The sequence below is a fragment of the Knoellia sp. B-D-2 genome, assembly GCF_057714695.1.
Genome location: NZ_CM173189.1, coordinates 1,923,690 through 1,937,282, shown reverse-complemented (window position 1 = coordinate 1,937,282; position 13,593 = coordinate 1,923,690). Strand labels below are relative to the sequence as shown.

Annotated in this window: 12 protein-coding genes; 5 read left to right on the top strand and 7 right to left on the bottom strand. The window is 73.1% G+C overall.

Features of this window, described 5'->3' with window-relative positions; all coding sequences use genetic code 11:
• Positions 1-10 precede the first annotated feature (10 nt).
• The 3 genes from AC3EU2_RS09255 to AC3EU2_RS09245 form a co-directional block, all read right to left on the bottom strand.
• A complete protein-coding gene (locus AC3EU2_RS09255; RefSeq protein ID WP_488176010.1) occupies positions 11-1,612 on the bottom strand; it encodes a serine hydrolase domain-containing protein in 1,602 nt (533 codons plus the stop codon).
• Positions 1,613-1,709: 97 nt separating this feature from the next.
• Positions 1,710-2,375 (bottom strand): class I SAM-dependent methyltransferase, encoded by a 666-nt coding sequence (locus AC3EU2_RS09250; RefSeq protein WP_488176009.1) that lies wholly within the window; start codon positions 2,373-2,375, stop codon positions 1,710-1,712.
• 117 nt (positions 2,376-2,492) lie between these two features.
• Positions 2,493-3,383, bottom strand: a complete 891-nt coding sequence (locus AC3EU2_RS09245; RefSeq protein WP_488176008.1) for a phosphoribosylaminoimidazolesuccinocarboxamide synthase — start codon at positions 3,381-3,383, stop codon at positions 2,493-2,495.
• A 121-nt stretch (positions 3,384-3,504) separates the two neighbouring features.
• Between AC3EU2_RS09245 and AC3EU2_RS09240 the strand changes: the two genes are divergently transcribed.
• From AC3EU2_RS09240 to AC3EU2_RS09230, 3 genes are read left to right on the top strand one after another with little or no spacing between them, the layout of a single operon-like run.
• The gene (locus AC3EU2_RS09240; RefSeq protein ID WP_488176007.1) at positions 3,505-4,092 is read left to right on the top strand and encodes a biotin transporter BioY; all 588 of its coding nucleotides are present in this window, start codon (positions 3,505-3,507) and stop codon (positions 4,090-4,092) included.
• A gap of 17 nt (positions 4,093-4,109) precedes the next feature.
• Complete coding sequence (locus AC3EU2_RS09235) at positions 4,110-4,805, top strand: energy-coupling factor ABC transporter ATP-binding protein (protein WP_488176006.1); 696 nt, start codon at positions 4,110-4,112, stop codon at positions 4,803-4,805.
• The gene (locus AC3EU2_RS09230) at positions 4,805-5,413 is read left to right on the top strand and encodes an energy-coupling factor transporter transmembrane component T family protein (protein ID WP_488179413.1); all 609 of its coding nucleotides are present in this window, start codon (positions 4,805-4,807) and stop codon (positions 5,411-5,413) included. The genes AC3EU2_RS09235 and AC3EU2_RS09230 overlap by 1 nt, the downstream gene beginning before the upstream one ends.
• A 37-nt stretch (positions 5,414-5,450) precedes the next feature.
• On the opposite strand, the gene AC3EU2_RS09225 is transcribed toward AC3EU2_RS09230, so the two are convergent.
• Together AC3EU2_RS09225 and purD are read right to left on the bottom strand one after the other, a co-directional pair.
• Positions 5,451-5,897 carry a VOC family protein gene (locus AC3EU2_RS09225; protein ID WP_488179412.1) on the bottom strand — a complete coding sequence of 149 codons (447 nt, stop codon included), beginning with the start codon at positions 5,895-5,897 and terminating at the stop codon, positions 5,451-5,453.
• 30 nt (positions 5,898-5,927) lie between these two features.
• Entirely contained in the window at positions 5,928-7,208 is a 1,281-nt protein-coding gene (gene purD, locus AC3EU2_RS09220; RefSeq protein WP_488179411.1) for a phosphoribosylamine--glycine ligase, read from the bottom strand.
• 306 nt (positions 7,209-7,514) lie between these two features.
• On the opposite strand from purD, the gene AC3EU2_RS09215 reads away from it, so the two are divergent.
• On the top strand, positions 7,515-8,507 hold the full coding sequence (locus tag AC3EU2_RS09215) for a helix-turn-helix transcriptional regulator (RefSeq protein WP_488179410.1): 993 nt from the start codon (positions 7,515-7,517) through the stop codon (positions 8,505-8,507).
• Positions 8,508-8,668: 161 nt separating this feature from the next.
• The gene (locus AC3EU2_RS09210) at positions 8,669-10,882 is read left to right on the top strand and encodes a HelD family protein (RefSeq protein ID WP_488179409.1); all 2,214 of its coding nucleotides are present in this window, start codon (positions 8,669-8,671) and stop codon (positions 10,880-10,882) included.
• Between the two features lie 313 nt (positions 10,883-11,195).
• Here the strand turns inward: AC3EU2_RS09210 and AC3EU2_RS09205 are convergent, their stop codons facing one another.
• Positions 11,196-12,494, bottom strand: a complete 1,299-nt coding sequence (locus AC3EU2_RS09205) for an adenylosuccinate synthase (protein WP_488179407.1) — start codon at positions 12,492-12,494, stop codon at positions 11,196-11,198.
• A gap of 96 nt (positions 12,495-12,590) precedes the next feature.
• Entirely contained in the window at positions 12,591-13,418 is an 828-nt protein-coding gene (locus tag AC3EU2_RS09200) for a helix-turn-helix transcriptional regulator (RefSeq protein ID WP_488179406.1), read from the bottom strand.
• Positions 13,419-13,593 lie beyond the last annotated feature (175 nt).

Genomic DNA, 13,593 nt, shown 5'->3' with positions numbered 1-13,593 from the left:
CCGGGCCGTGTCACAGGCTACTGGCCCGGCGAGATCGCCCGACCTCGGCGTCATCGGGCGAGCGCGGCCCCGACGTCCGGCGCAGGCCAGCGACCCGTCTCACCGCGATTCCCCCTGCCGCCACGGTCAGCAGCGCCGTCACCACGGTGGCGAGGGCGAGGTCCGGCAACGCGGACCACAGTGCCCTCAGGTGGGAGCCGTCGCGGTTCGGCACGTGGACGAGGGCGAGCCAGAGCAGGCCGGCGCCGTAGGCGAGGGCCACCGCGCTCACGACAGTCGCGGCGACCCGGCGTCGGCGCAGCGCCACCGAGGCGCCGACGAGCACGACCAGGAGGGCGGGTCCCCCGACGAGGATCCAGGTCGAGCGATCGACGAGGAGGTCCCGGGGCGGCTCGCCCGCCTCGGTGCCGAGGACCAGGTGCACGAGCTCCACCCGGAGCCGCTGGAGGCGGTTCGCGTCAGGCCCGGAGCCGACGTTCGACAGCGCCACGACGGCGAGCCCTGCCTCCCGGCAGACGAACATCGTCGTCATCGACCGGTCGATCATGCCGTCGTGCTCGAGGCACGCGGGCAGCCCCGGGTCACGCCAGTCACCTCCGGGCGGCACGGCCTCCCACAGGCGCCGGACGTACCACCCGCTGGCGTACTCGGCCTGGTCGTGGACCCGGGCCACGGGCGCCGCCGCGGCGGCGAGCACCTCCTCCGGGAGGCGGGTGTCCACGGCCCGAAGATGCGCCCGGGCGACGAGGGCCAGGTCGTCGGCACTCGACACGACGAGGGCAGAAGGGACGCCGCCCGCGGGCCGGGGCGCGGGAGTGGGCGCGGTCACGGCGCCGAACCAGGTGTAGTGGCCGTCCGCGACGCCCCACCGCGCCGCCTCGGCCGGATCAGCGGTCGTCCGGGTCAGCCCGAGAGGACCCGCGACGAGGTCACGCAGGGCCGTGGCGTAGCTCGTCCCGGTGACCTCCTCGACGAGGGCACCGAGGACGTCGTAGCCCGCGTTCGAGTACTCGAACCCCGAACCCGGCGAGCGCTCGAGGTCCACCGACGCGAGGACCTCGGCCTCGTCCCGGATCGACTCCGGGGCGTCGGCGAACCAACCCCACTTGCGCTGGCCGGCCGCCGTCGACCAACCGGCGGTGTGGCCCAGCAGGTGGCGCACGGTGATGGCGGCGTGCGACGGGCTGGCATCGGCGAACTCCGGGAGCACGTCGCCGAGTCGGTCGTCCAGGCGCAGCCGACCGTCGGCGATGAGCGACTGCACGACGAGTCCGGTGAACTGCTTGGAGGTGGAGCCCAGGTGGTAGGGCGTCGAGCCGTCGACCCCGCCGACATGGTGCTCGACGAACGTCTGACCGTCCTTGACGACCACGACGGCGAGACTCGGCAGGTGCAGCGCCTCGGCGCGTGCGTCGAGGAAGCGGCGGACGTCGTCGCCCGTCGTCGGCGACGCTGCACTCGCCGGCCTCGCCGCCGCGCTCGCCCACCCTGCCGTCCGGTCGCTGGGGGATGCGCCCGCCCCTGCGGGACCCGCCGCACCGACCGACACCGTCACGAGAGCACCCACGGTCAGCGCGACCAGACGGGCACCGCGGCTCGGGGCCGACACCATGGAGCCATCGTCCTCCGGCCCTTGGCCCCGCGCAGCCGGTTTTCGCCAGGACCCGCCACCGGACTCCGCGCGTCGAGTGTCCCCCGGGTCCTCGGCGTCAGCCGGCGAACTCGGCGCGCCAGTGGGCGGCGCCGTCGGCGTCGCGGTGCTCCGTGACGGCGACCTCGGTCAGGCCCGCCCGGGCGAAGGACGCGACCTCGCCCCGGGTCAGCGGCCACGGCGGGCCGGAGCCGTCGTCGTCGGACTCGAGCACGGCCTGGATGGCGAGGAGCGTGCCGCCCTGCGCCAGGAGCCCGGCGATGGCGGCCACCGCACGTTCGCGCAGGTCGCGCGGCAGCGCCTGCACGGTGTAGACGTCGACGACGAGGTCGAAGCCCTGCTGCCACGCCTCGGGCAGCTCGAAGAGGTCGGCGACGTGGTAGCCGACCGACGAGTCCGGATGCCGCGACCTCGCGGTGCGGATGGCCGTCGGCGACAGGTCGAACGCCGTCGTGGCGAAGCCGAGCGAGGCGAGGTGCTCGGCGTCCGCACCCAGGCCGCAGCCCACGACGACTGCCGTGCTCCCGTCTCCGGTGACCCGGCCCTCGCGGGTCCACGCGGCGAGCAGTGGCTGCGGGTCGGAGCGGTCCCACGCCATCGCCACCTCGCCGGACTCGCCCGCGGCATAGAGCTGCTCGAACCATCCGGTGGGATCCCCGCGCTCGACGCTGGCGTGGGCCAACCGGTCGGCCTCGGCCTGCCATCCCCGCGGCTCGGTCGTCATGCTCCGACGGTAGCGCGGCCTCGGGCCAGGACCCCACGAGTCGGGGTTGCGTGACGGGTCGGGGGCGCACGGTGCCCCGACCCGTCACACAGCCCCCGACTGGTGGCTGCCGGCAGCTCAGAAGGTCCGGCCGGTGAGCCGCTCGTAGGCCTCGACGTACTTCGCCCGGGTCCGCTGCACGACCTCGGGCGATAACGGCGGGGGCGCCTCGCCCGACGACCTGTCCCAGCCGCTCGCGGGCGAGAGCAGCCACTCGCGGACGAACTCCTTGTCGAAGCTCGGCTGGGGGTGCCCGGGTTCCCACTGGTCGGCCGGCCAGAAGCGCGACGAGTCGGGGGTGAGCACCTCGTCGGCCAGGACGATGGTGCCGTCGGCGTCGAGGCCGAACTCGACCTTGGTGTCGGCGATGAGGATGCCGCGCTCCCCGGCGATCTCGTTGCCCCGGGCGAGGATCCGCGTCGTGAGGTCGCGGAGCCGGGCGGCGAGCTCGGGCCCGACCTCTGCCTCCACCGCCTCGTAGGTCATCGGCTCGTCGTGCTCCCCCATCGGAGCCTTGGTCGACGGCGTGAAGAGCGGCTCGGCGAAGCGGTCGCCGTCCCGCAGCCCCGGCGGCAGGGCGAGCCCGCTCACGGTGCCGTCGGCGGCGTACTCCCGCAGCCCACCCCCGGTGAGGTAGGCGCGGGCCACGCACTCCACGGGGACCATCTCGAGGCGGCGCACGAGCACCGCGCGCCCGGCGACGTCCTGCGGTACGTCAGTCGAGACGACGTGGTGGGGGACGAGGTCGGCGAGCTGGTCGAACCACCAGAGCGACAGCTGCGTGAGCACCGCACCCTTGTCGGGGATCGGCGGGTCGAGGATGAAGTCGAACGCCGAGATCCGGTCCGAGGCCACGAGCAGCAACTGGTCGTCGCGGCCATCGGGCGCGTAGAGGTCGCGCACCTTGCCGGAGTAGACGTGGGTGAAGCCGGGGATCGCGAGCGGGGACTGCGAGTCGGGCGTCGTCATGGCGCCGATTCTCGCAGGCGGCGCGGAGGCGACGATCAGGCGACGATGCCCTCACCTCACGCCTCCGTCCGCAGACCGGCCCGCACTCCCCGGCACCCCGTCGGAGTGGCACAGTACGGGAATGCTCACGTCCCGAGACCTCGCCCTCATCGCGATGTTCACCGGTGTCATCACCGCCCTCGGCCTCATCCCGGCCGTCGCCCCTTTCGGCGCCGCGGTCCCCATCACCGCGCAGTCGATGGGCGTCATGCTCGCCGGGGCCATCCTCGGCTCGAAGCGGGGAGCCCTCGCGGTCCTGCTGTTCCTCGGCCTCGTGGCCATCGGCCTGCCGCTGCTGTCGGGGGGACGCGGCGGGCTCGGTGTCTTCGCCGGCCCCAGCGTCGGCTACCTCGTCGGCTTCCCGGTCGCCGCGTGGCTGGTCGGCCGGCTCACCGAGCTCATCGGCCGCCCGTACCGCGTCACGCTCGGCGTCATGGCCAACGTCCTCGGCGGTGTCCTCGTCCTCAACGTCATCGGCATCCTCGGGATGGCGCTCGTCGCGGACCTCTCGCTGGTCAAGGCCACCACGGTCGCCGCGGTCTTCATCCCCGGCGACCTCATCAAGGCGGTCCTCACCGCGCTCGTCGCGGTCGGCGTCCACGCGGCCTACCCCGGCCTCATCCCCGCCCGCCGCGAGCGCACCGAGACCACCCCCCGCGTCCACGCCTGACCCTGCGGACCGCGACCGTGCCCGACATCCACGTCAGCGCCGTCAGCCACTGCTTCGGCGACGGCGCCGCACGCCGGGCCGTCCTGCGCGACGTCGACCTGCACCTCACCGAGGCCCGGATCGGTGTCGTCGGGGCCAACGGCTCGGGCAAGTCGACGTTCGTCCGGCTCCTCAACGGCCTCGTGCACCCCGACTCGGGGACGGTGACGGTCGACGGGCTCGACACGGTGCGTGACGGCCGTGAGGTGCGCCGCCGCGTCGGCTTCTGCTTCACCGACCCGGACGCCCAGATCGTCATGCCGACGGTCGGGGAGGACATCGCCTTCGGGCTGCGTCGCCGCGGCCTCTCCCGGACCGAGATCGCGGAACGCACGCAAAGTGCGCTGACGGCATACGGTCTTGCGGACCACGCCGACCACCCGGCCCACCTGCTGTCCGGGGGCCAGAAGCAGCTCCTCGCGCTGGCGAGCGTCCTCGTCACCCGGCCCGACCTGCTCGTCCTCGACGAGCCGACGACGCTGCTCGACCTGCGCAATGCGGACATGGTGCGCCGGCTCGTCGACCGCCTCCCGCAGCAGGTCGTGCTCGTCACCCACCACCTCGACCTGCTGCGCGGCTTCGACCGCGTCCTCGTCTTCGACGACGGCAGGGTCGTCCACGACGGCGCCGCCGACGACGCGGTCGAGGCCTACCGCGAGCTCGCGACCCGCTGATGCGCGCCCAGGCCGTCCCGCTCTACCTCCCCGGTGCCTCGCTCGTGCACCGGGTGGGGGCGGGGCCCAAGCTCCTCCTCCTGCTCGCGACCGGCGCCGCGCTGGCCGTGTGGCGCTCACCGTGGCAGGTCGGGCTCGCCATCGCGCTCGTCCTGACGGGGTATGCCGTGGCGCGACTGCCGCTGCGAGCGCTGCTCCGCCAGGTGGCGGGGCTGGCCTGGGTCGCGCTGCCGCTGCTCGTCGTCCAGTGGGTGTTCGCGTCGTGGCGCACGGGTGTGGGGGTCGTCGGGTCGTTCGTCGCGCTCGTGCTGCTCGCGGGCCTCGTCACCCTGACGACCCGGACGACGGCGATGGTGGACGTCGTCGTGCGGGTGGCAGGGTGGCTGCGCTGGTTCGGGATCGACCCGCAGCGCGTCGGGCTCATGCTCGCCCTGGGGATCCGTTCGGTCCACGTCGTCCTCGGGTTGGCGCAGGAGGTCCGCGAGGCCCAGCACGCCCGGGGCCTGCGGTCGAGCCCGCGCGCGTTCGCCGTGCCGCTCATCGTGCGCTCGCTGCGGCACGCCGACCGTCTCGGCGAGGCGCTGAGCGCGCGGGGCGTCGACGACTGACCCGGCCGGCGGCGACCAGCGGCGGCCGCGCAGGGGATCAGACGATGCAGAACTCGTTGCCCTCCGGGTCCTCCATGACGAGGTGGTCGAGGTGGCCGTCGAGCCGGTCCTCGCGCTGGAGCCGCGCGCCCCGCGCGACGAGGTCGGCCTCGGCCGCCCGGATGCGCTGCTCGCGCAGCACCTGCTCGACCGCGCGCCCGCCGCTGACGCGCACGTCGAGGTGGACCCGGTTCTTCACGGTCTTGGGCTCGGGCACCTTGAGGAAGCTGATCCTGGGTCCCTGGCCCGACACTGGGCCGATGGTCGCCCCGTCGCCCCACTCGTCCTCCGGGACGTCGTGGTCGCGCAGGAAGCTCGGCCAGTCGCTCCATCCCTCTGGCGGTGGCGCCTCCATCCAGCCGAGCGCGTGCGCCCAGAAGTCGGCGACGACCCGGGCGTCCGTGCAGTCGATCGTGATCCCGAGCTCGGGCAGCGGCTGGTCCATCGCCCCACCGTAGCCACGGCCACCGACGGGTCAGCCCACCGTGACCTCACCGCGGCACGCCCGCAGCGCGATGTCGGTGCGGTGGTGCGACCCGTCCAGCTCGACGAGCGCGACCGCGGCGTAGGCACGGTCCCGCGCCTGCTCGAGGTCGGCTCCGGTCGCGACGACCGAGAGCACCCGCCCGCCGGACGACACGAGGGTGCCGTCGGTGTCGAGCGCCGTCCCGGCGTGCAGGACGTATGCCGTGGGGACGCTCTCGACCTCGTCGAGCCCCCCGACGGGGTCGCCCGTGCGCGGCGCGCCCGGGTAGTTGTGCGCCGCGACGACCACCGTGACGGCGTGCTCGTCGGACCACCGGAGCGTGTCGTACTCGTCGAGACGACCGGTGGCCGCCGCCTTGAGCAGGGTGCCGAGCGGGGTGAGGAGACGGGCGAGAACGACCTGGGTCTCGGGGTCGCCGAATCGGGCGTTGAACTCGATCACCCGCGGACCCCGCGTGGTGAGGGCGAGGCCGATGAACAGCACGCCGACGAACGGGGTCCCGCGACGGCGCATCTCGTCGACCGTCGGCTGGGCGACCCGCGCCACGAGGTCGGCGGTGAGCCCGGCCGGGGCCCAGTCGAGCGGGCTGTAGGCCCCCATGCCGCCGGTGTTGGGGCCGGCGTCGTCGTCGCCGACCCGCTTGAAGTCCTGCGCCGGCGACAGCGGCAGCACCGTCATCCCGTCGCTGAGGACGAAGAGGGAGACCTCGGGCCCGTCGAGGAACTCCTCGACGACGACCTCGCCGCCCTCCTTGGCGAGGCAGGCCGCGGCGTGCCGCAGCCCGGCCTCACGGTCGTCGGTGACGACGACGCCCTTGCCGGCGGCGAGCCCGTCGTCCTTGATGACGTAGGGCGTGCCCAGCGCGTCCATGGAGTCGGCGACCTCGTCGCGAGTGGTGCAGAGGTGGGCGAGCCCGGTCGGGACCTCGGCTGCCGACATGACCTCCTTGGCGAAGGCCTTGCTCCCCTCGAGCCGGGCAGCGGCCGCGGACGGGCCGAAGACGTCGAAGCCCCCGTCGCGCAGGACGTCCGCCATGCCGGCGACGAGCGGGACCTCGGGCCCGACGACGACGAGGTCGACGTCGTGGCGCTGCGCGATGGCCAGGGCGGTCACGCTGTCGGTGATGTCGTCGAGCGGCTCGCAGAGGGCGAGGTGGCCGATGCCGGGGTTGCCGGGGGCCGCGATGACCGCGTCGACCGAGGTGTCCGCGACGAGGCTGCGGACGATGGCGTGCTCGCGAGCACCGGCGCCGATGACGAGGACCTTCATGGGCGCCAAGCCTAGGGCGGGCCGGAGGCGGGGCCGACGGCAGTCCGCGGCCGCCACCCGAACGGCATACGAGGCCGGCAGCGCCGCGGGGGAGAAAAGTGTGGGCGCGACACGCCCAGGGAGCAGGGGGGTACCCCCGGGAGCGTCGCGCCCGATCACGCGGCAATCACGGTTGGGGGGAACCGGCGCTCTGCGTGAACGTCGACGTGGTCGACGTGTCCCACCATGACACGCCGGTCGCCCGTCATTCAAACCGAGAGGAGGCGGGTTCCTGACAATGTCGCCATCCCGCCATAGTGTGGGTCCGTGACCGACTCCGCTCCCCTGCTCGCGGGCGACGAGCTGACGACCCGGGTCTACCTGCTCCTGCTGCGCCAGACGGCGCCCCGCCGCAGCGCGCTGCTCAAGGAGGGGTTCACCGAGGCCGAGGTCGGCGCCGCCCTGACCAGCCTCGAGATGCGGGGGATGGTCACCGCGACCCGACGCGACGTCATCGAGGTCTACCCACCCGACAGCACCCTCCCGGCCTACGCGGCCGACCTCGAGCGCCAGGCCCGCACGACCCGATCCGCCGTCGAGGGCCTCACCCACATGTACGACGAGGCGCGCTCGGCGGAGGGCGGGTCCCGGACGAACCGGGAGGTGGCCCTCCTCGCGACCGTCGACGACGTCGAGGCGGCGTTCTTCCGCGCCGCCCGCCGGGCCGAGACCCGGGTCGTCCGGCTCGTCGCCCGCAGCGAGCGCATGGACAAGGTCGTCATCCGCCACGCCGAGTCGATCATCGCCGCCCGTCCGACGACGACCAACCCCAGCCTCGAGCGCCTCCTCGTCTTCGAGCAGTCGATCCTCGAGGTCGAGGGGGCGTTCAGCGCGCTCGAGACGATGCGCGCCGACGGCATCGAGGTGCGGCTCACCCCCCACCTGGCGTTCTCGGTGCTCGCGGTCGACCGCACCACGGCGGTCATCGACGTCACCCACCTCGACGCCACGGGTGGCGGCTCCCTCTACGTCCAGCAGCGCCACCTCGCGGGCGCCCTGATGGACATGTGCGTGGGCCTCTTCGCGGCCAGCACCCCTCTGCCGCGCACGCTCCGGGGCGGGCCACTCGCCCGTCTGCACGAGCGCGACGGGCAGGTCATCGCGCTGCTCGCCGCCGGCGCCAGCGACCAGACGATCGCCCGGCAGCTGAGCATCTCCCAGCGCACGGTCGAGCGTCGGATCCGCGCCATCATGGTCGAGCTGGGGGCGACGACCCGCTTCCAGGCGGGCGTGATCGCCGTCCGGCGCGAGTTTGTCTGAGGCCCGCGGCCCGGGGTGCGCCGCCCGTCCGCGGCCACGGGCCGATGCCGCGGACCCATGCCAGGGACCGCGTCCTCGCGCCCTCGTCGCCCGCGTAGACTCGTCCCTTCCGTGCGCGACGCGCACCACGCACACGTTGCTCTGCAGGGAGGGCCCCGACAGTGACGACCGCGCGCCCCGGCGCCACCGACACGTCGGCCGATGTCGCACGCGAGATCGCCGGCGAGCAGGACCATGTCGACCGCGTCTACCGCGAGCTGGAGAAGGCGTCCGCGCGCGCCTCCGAGGTGGAGAAGGACGGCATCGCCCGGGGGCGGTCGAGCCGCAGCGGCGAGGTCCGCCACGAGGAGCTCACCGGGCTCTTCGAACGTGACGCACTCGTCTACGCCGCCGCGAAGCGCCGGTCCGCGATCGAGAAGCAGTACGAGGGCCTCGTCTTCGGACGCCTCGACCTCGGCGACGTCGAGACCCCGGCCGCCGAGCGCGACATCCGGCACATCGGCCGCCTCGGGGTGCGCGACGACGACTACGAGCCGCTGGTCGTCGACTGGCGGGCACCCGCCGCCGCGGCCTTCTACCGGGCCACCCCCGTCGACCCCATGGGGGTGCTCCGCCGACGCGTGCTGCGTTGCAAGGGCGCCACCGTCGTGGGCGTCGAGGACGATCTCATGGTGCCGGAGGCGCCGGACGACATCGTCGTCGTCGGCGACGGGGCGCTCATCGCCGCGCTGACCCGCACCCGCGGCCGCCAGATGCGCGACATCGTCGCCACCATCCAGCGCCACCAGGACGAGGCGATCCGCGCGCCCTCGCGGGGCGTCACCGAGATCACCGGCGGTCCCGGCACCGGCAAGACGGTCGTGGCCCTGCACCGGGCGGCATACCTCCTGTACTCCGAGCGCCGCCGGTTCGAGTCCGGCGGCATCCTCGTCGTGGGTCCGTCCGCGGCGTACACCGCCTACATCGAACGCGTGCTGCCCTCGCTCGGCGAGGACAGCGTCGCGCTCCGGGCGCTCGGCGACCTCGTCGACGGCGTCACCGCGAGCCGCCTCGACCAGCCCGAGGTCGCGGCGGTCAAGGGTTCGCTGCGGATTCGGCGGCTGCTGTCCCGCGCGGCGTCACGGCCGCCGGCCGGGGCCCCCAGCCAGCTGCGGGCCTTCATCAACGGCCACGCCGTGCGGCTCGACGAGTCCGTCCTGCACCGCATCCGCCGTCAGGTGCTGCGCTCGGTCCAGCACAACCTCGCCACCCACCAGGCCCGCGAGCAGCTCGCCCAGGCGGCGTGGACGTCGGTGCGCCAGGGCGAGCGGGACGAGTTCTTCGACGCGTTCGACTCCTCGCGCGACGTCGACGAGTTCATGCGCACGTGGTGGCGCCAGGTCGACCCCCGCGAGGTGCTGCTCGGTCTCGCCGACACCGACCTCGTCTACGGTCTCGCCCGCGGCGTCCTCGACCAGGAGGAGTCGGCCGCGCTCGCCCTCTCGATGCGCGAGGCGCTGGAGCTCGGCTCGTGGTCGGTGTCCGACATCGCCCTCATCGACGACCTCTCCGGGAAACTCGGCCAGGTGCAGGAACCCGAGTCCGAGGAGCGCGGGTTCTACGACATCGACGAGTACGACGACCTCTCGTCCTACGGCGTCAACGACGTGCGCGCCGGCGTGGACCGGGGGGTGGCGACCGCCCGGACCCAGAGCGTGGTCACCCCTCTCGACCCCCGCGAACGGCTCCTGCACGGCCGCATCGAGCGCGCCTCGAGCAGCGCGCACGTCCTCGTCGACGAGGCGCAGGACCTGTCCCCGATGCAGTGGCGGGTGCTGGCACGCCGGGGGCGCAACGCCTCGTGGACCGTCGTCGGCGACGCGGCCCAGGCGTCGTGGAGCGACCGTGAGGAGGCCCGCGCCGCGCAGACGGAGGCCTACGGCTCGCACGAGGTGCGGGGTTTCCACATGGACACCAACTACCGCAACGCGCGGGAGATCTTCGCCTACGCCCGCGACCTCATCCTCCCGCTCGTGCCCGACGCCGACATCCCGGAGGCCGTGCGCGACACGGGCGTCGACCCCCTCGACCGCATCGTCGACGCACCCCCCACGTCCGCAGTCGAGCAGGCGGTCGGGGAGATGCTCGACGAGGTCGAGGGTTCGATCGCCGTCATCACGCCACGTCGCTGGGCCGACCGGCTCGCCCACCTCGACGGCACCGGGGACGGACGGGTGCAGGTCATCGACCCGCTCTCGACCAAGGGTCTCGAGTGGGACGCGACGGTCGTGCTCGACCCCGACGCGATCGTCGAGGAGTCACCCGGCGGGGTGCGCGTCCTCTACGTCGTCCTCACCCGCGCCGCGCACCGCATGACCGTCCTCCGCCCCGGCTGAGCCCCCCCCAACTCCCTCTGCCGCCCCCCTGCCCTGCCCTGCCGCGGCTGCCGTTGCCACTTGCGTCCGCAACCCTGGTCGTGAACCCGACCACCCCTGCGGACGCAACAGGACGGCATACCGCAACGTCCGCAACCCTGGTCACGAACCCGACCACCCCTGCGGACGCAACCGGACCTGACGACGTATGCCGGTCAGTCACCGAGGCGGGACCCGACTTCTTGCGCATTCCGGTCGCACCGCGGACCGCAGCCGGCGCCGATGCCTGACCGGAATGCGCAAGAAGTCGCGGTCGGGGGGCCGCAATGCGCAATCAGTCGAGGAGGGGGTGGCGCTCGATGATCTCGTGGCGGCCGGGGCCGACACCGATGGCCGAGACCCGCGCGCCGATGAGCTCCTCGACGCGGAGCACGTAGGCCTGCGCGTTGGCGGGCAGGTCCTCGAAGGTGCGGCACCCCGAGATGTCCTCCGGCCAGCCGGGGAGCTCCTCGTAGATCGGCGTGGCGTGGTGGAAGTCGCTCTGGCCCACCGGCATCTCGTCGTGGCGGACGCCGTCGACGTCGTAGGCGACACAGATCGGGACGGTGTCGAGCCCGGTGAGCACGTCAAGCTTGGTGATGACGAAGTCGGTGACCCCGTTGATCCGGGTGGCGTAGCGGCCGATGACGACGTCGAGCCACCCGCAGCGACGCGGGCGCCCGGTGGTCGTGCCGTACTCGGCGCCGGTCCTGCGGAGGAACTCGCCGTTGTCGTCGTCGAGCTCGGTCGGGAAGGGGCCCTCACCGACGCGGGTCGTGTACGCCTTGAGGATCGCGATGACCCGGGTGACGCGGGTCGGCGGGATGCCGGAGCCGGTGCAGGCGCCGCCCGCCGTCGCCGAGGAGGACGTGACGAACGGATAGGTGCCGTGGTCGACGTCGAGCAGCGTCGCCTGACCGGCCTCGAGGAGGACGTTCTTGCCCTCGTTCAGGGCCTGCTCGAGCACGAGGGTGGTGTCTGCGACCATGGGACGCAACCGGTCGGCATACGAGAGCAGCTCCTCGACGACGCGGTCGGCCTCGGCAGCGCGGGTGTTGTAGATCTTGACGAGCACCTGGTTCTTGAGCAGCAGGGCTGCCTCGACCTTCTGGCGCAGGATGCCCTCGTCGAAGATGTCCTGGATGCGGATGCCGACGCGGTTCATCTTGTCGGCGTAGGTCGGGCCGATGCCGCGGCCGGTGGTGCCGATCTTGCGGGCACCGAGGAAGCGCTCGGTGACCTTGTCGAGGGTGCGGTTGTAGGGCGCGATGACGTGGGCGTTGGCGCTGACGAGCAGCTTGCTCGTGTCGACGCCACGCGCGTTGAGCCCGTCGAGCTCCTCGAAGAGGACCTCGAGGTCGACGACGACGCCGTTGCCGATGACCGGGGTGACGCTCGGTGTGAGGATGCCGGAGGGAAGGAGGTGCAGCGCGTACTTCTCCCGCTTGCCGTCGGTCTCGATGACGACGGTGTGCCCCGCGTTGTTGCCACCGTTGAACTTCACGACGTAGTCGACGTCCTCGCCCATGAGGTCGGTCGCCTTGCCCTTGCCTTCGTCGCCCCACTGGGCCCCGACGAGCACGATTGCCGGCATCTGGTCCACCTTCCGTGCGCGGGCGAGCCCGCGCGTGCGTGACATGCGAGGGGCCCGGCGCGAGACATGCGACGGGCCCCCGGATCGCCCTCCAGCCTATCGGGTGTGGACCGGCCCCATCCGCGTCGACCGCGTCGACCGCGTCGACCGCGAGCGCAGCGACGCCAGTGCCGCGCCGAGCTGGAACCGGGTGTCGACGCCGTGGATCGCCATGAGGGCGGCGATCCGCCGACGGACGGTGCGCAGACCGATTCCGAGGAAGCGCGCGATGGCCTCGTCCTTGAGGCCCATGCCGAGCAGCTCGACGAGTCGCTCGTCACGGGGGACGCTGGCCGTGAACGGCACCGCGTGCGCGTGCTCCCAGGCGAGGTCGAAGTATGCCGCGAGCGTCGAGATGAGCAGCGGGTCCCGAATGAGGACGTAGCCCGACAGCGGCTCGCCCCACCGGGCCAGTGCCACGGCGCCGACGTCGCCGAACACCGCGTACTCCGAGCCGACGTCCGGCAGAAGGCGCTGCTCCTCCCCCACGGTCGACCAGGACCGCAGCCACTGCAGTCCCTGCGGGGTGTCAAGGGCGGCCGCGGGGTAGATCGTGCGCTGGACGTTGCCGCCGGCGATCCACTGCTGGTTGTCGCGCATCGTCGTGTCGTCGAGGGCCGGGCCCGCGTCGACGACCATGACGACGTTGCGCAGCAGGCCGCTGGACTCGTGGATGAGCCGCTGCACGACGGTCGGCGCCATCTCGTCGCTGATCGGCTCGACCCCCTGCGTGCTCGGCGTCGGGCCGGCGCCGTCGAGGCGGGCGAGCAGCGCCCGGGCCTGCCCGAGGTCGCGCAGGCGCTCCTCGATCCGTGAGTCCTCCCGGTCGCAGTACTCCCCGAGCAGGCGGGAGGGCGACGTCGCATCTGCTGAGGTCAGCGGCATGAAAGCTCCTGTGCGTGGGCGTCGTGGCAAGTTCCTGCCATTGGCCGTTAAGTGTCGCAGAAACCGCCGACAGCGGTGCATGATGGCACTGCGCATCCGGCGTGGCAGGGGACACAACGGACGCGCTCGCGCCACGGCGCGGTGCTCCTGGCAGGGGCGGAGAGGGGCCCGGACC

Bases quoted from the DNA above. Each gene is read 5' to 3' on its own strand.
- AC3EU2_RS09230 (WP_488179413.1), top strand. From the start codon at position 4,805: ATGCGCGCCCAGGCCGTCCCGCTCTACCTCCCCGGTGCCTCGCTCGTG.
- AC3EU2_RS09225 (WP_488179412.1), bottom strand. From the start codon at position 5,897: ATGGACCAGCCGCTGCCCGAGCTCGGGATCACGATCGACTGCACGGAC.
- AC3EU2_RS09250 (WP_488176009.1), bottom strand. From the start codon at position 2,375: ATGACGACCGAGCCGCGGGGATGGCAGGCCGAGGCCGACCGGTTGGCC.
- AC3EU2_RS09205 (WP_488179407.1), bottom strand. From the start codon at position 12,494: ATGCCGGCAATCGTGCTCGTCGGGGCCCAGTGGGGCGACGAAGGCAAG.
- AC3EU2_RS09255 (WP_488176010.1), bottom strand. From the start codon at position 1,612: ATGGTGTCGGCCCCGAGCCGCGGTGCCCGTCTGGTCGCGCTGACCGTG.
- AC3EU2_RS09240 (WP_488176007.1), top strand. From the start codon at position 3,505: ATGCTCACGTCCCGAGACCTCGCCCTCATCGCGATGTTCACCGGTGTC.
- purD (WP_488179411.1), bottom strand. From the start codon at position 7,208: ATGAAGGTCCTCGTCATCGGCGCCGGTGCTCGCGAGCACGCCATCGTC.
- AC3EU2_RS09200 (WP_488179406.1), bottom strand. From the start codon at position 13,418: ATGCCGCTGACCTCAGCAGATGCGACGTCGCCCTCCCGCCTGCTCGGG.
- AC3EU2_RS09245 (WP_488176008.1), bottom strand. From the start codon at position 3,383: ATGACGACGCCCGACTCGCAGTCCCCGCTCGCGATCCCCGGCTTCACC.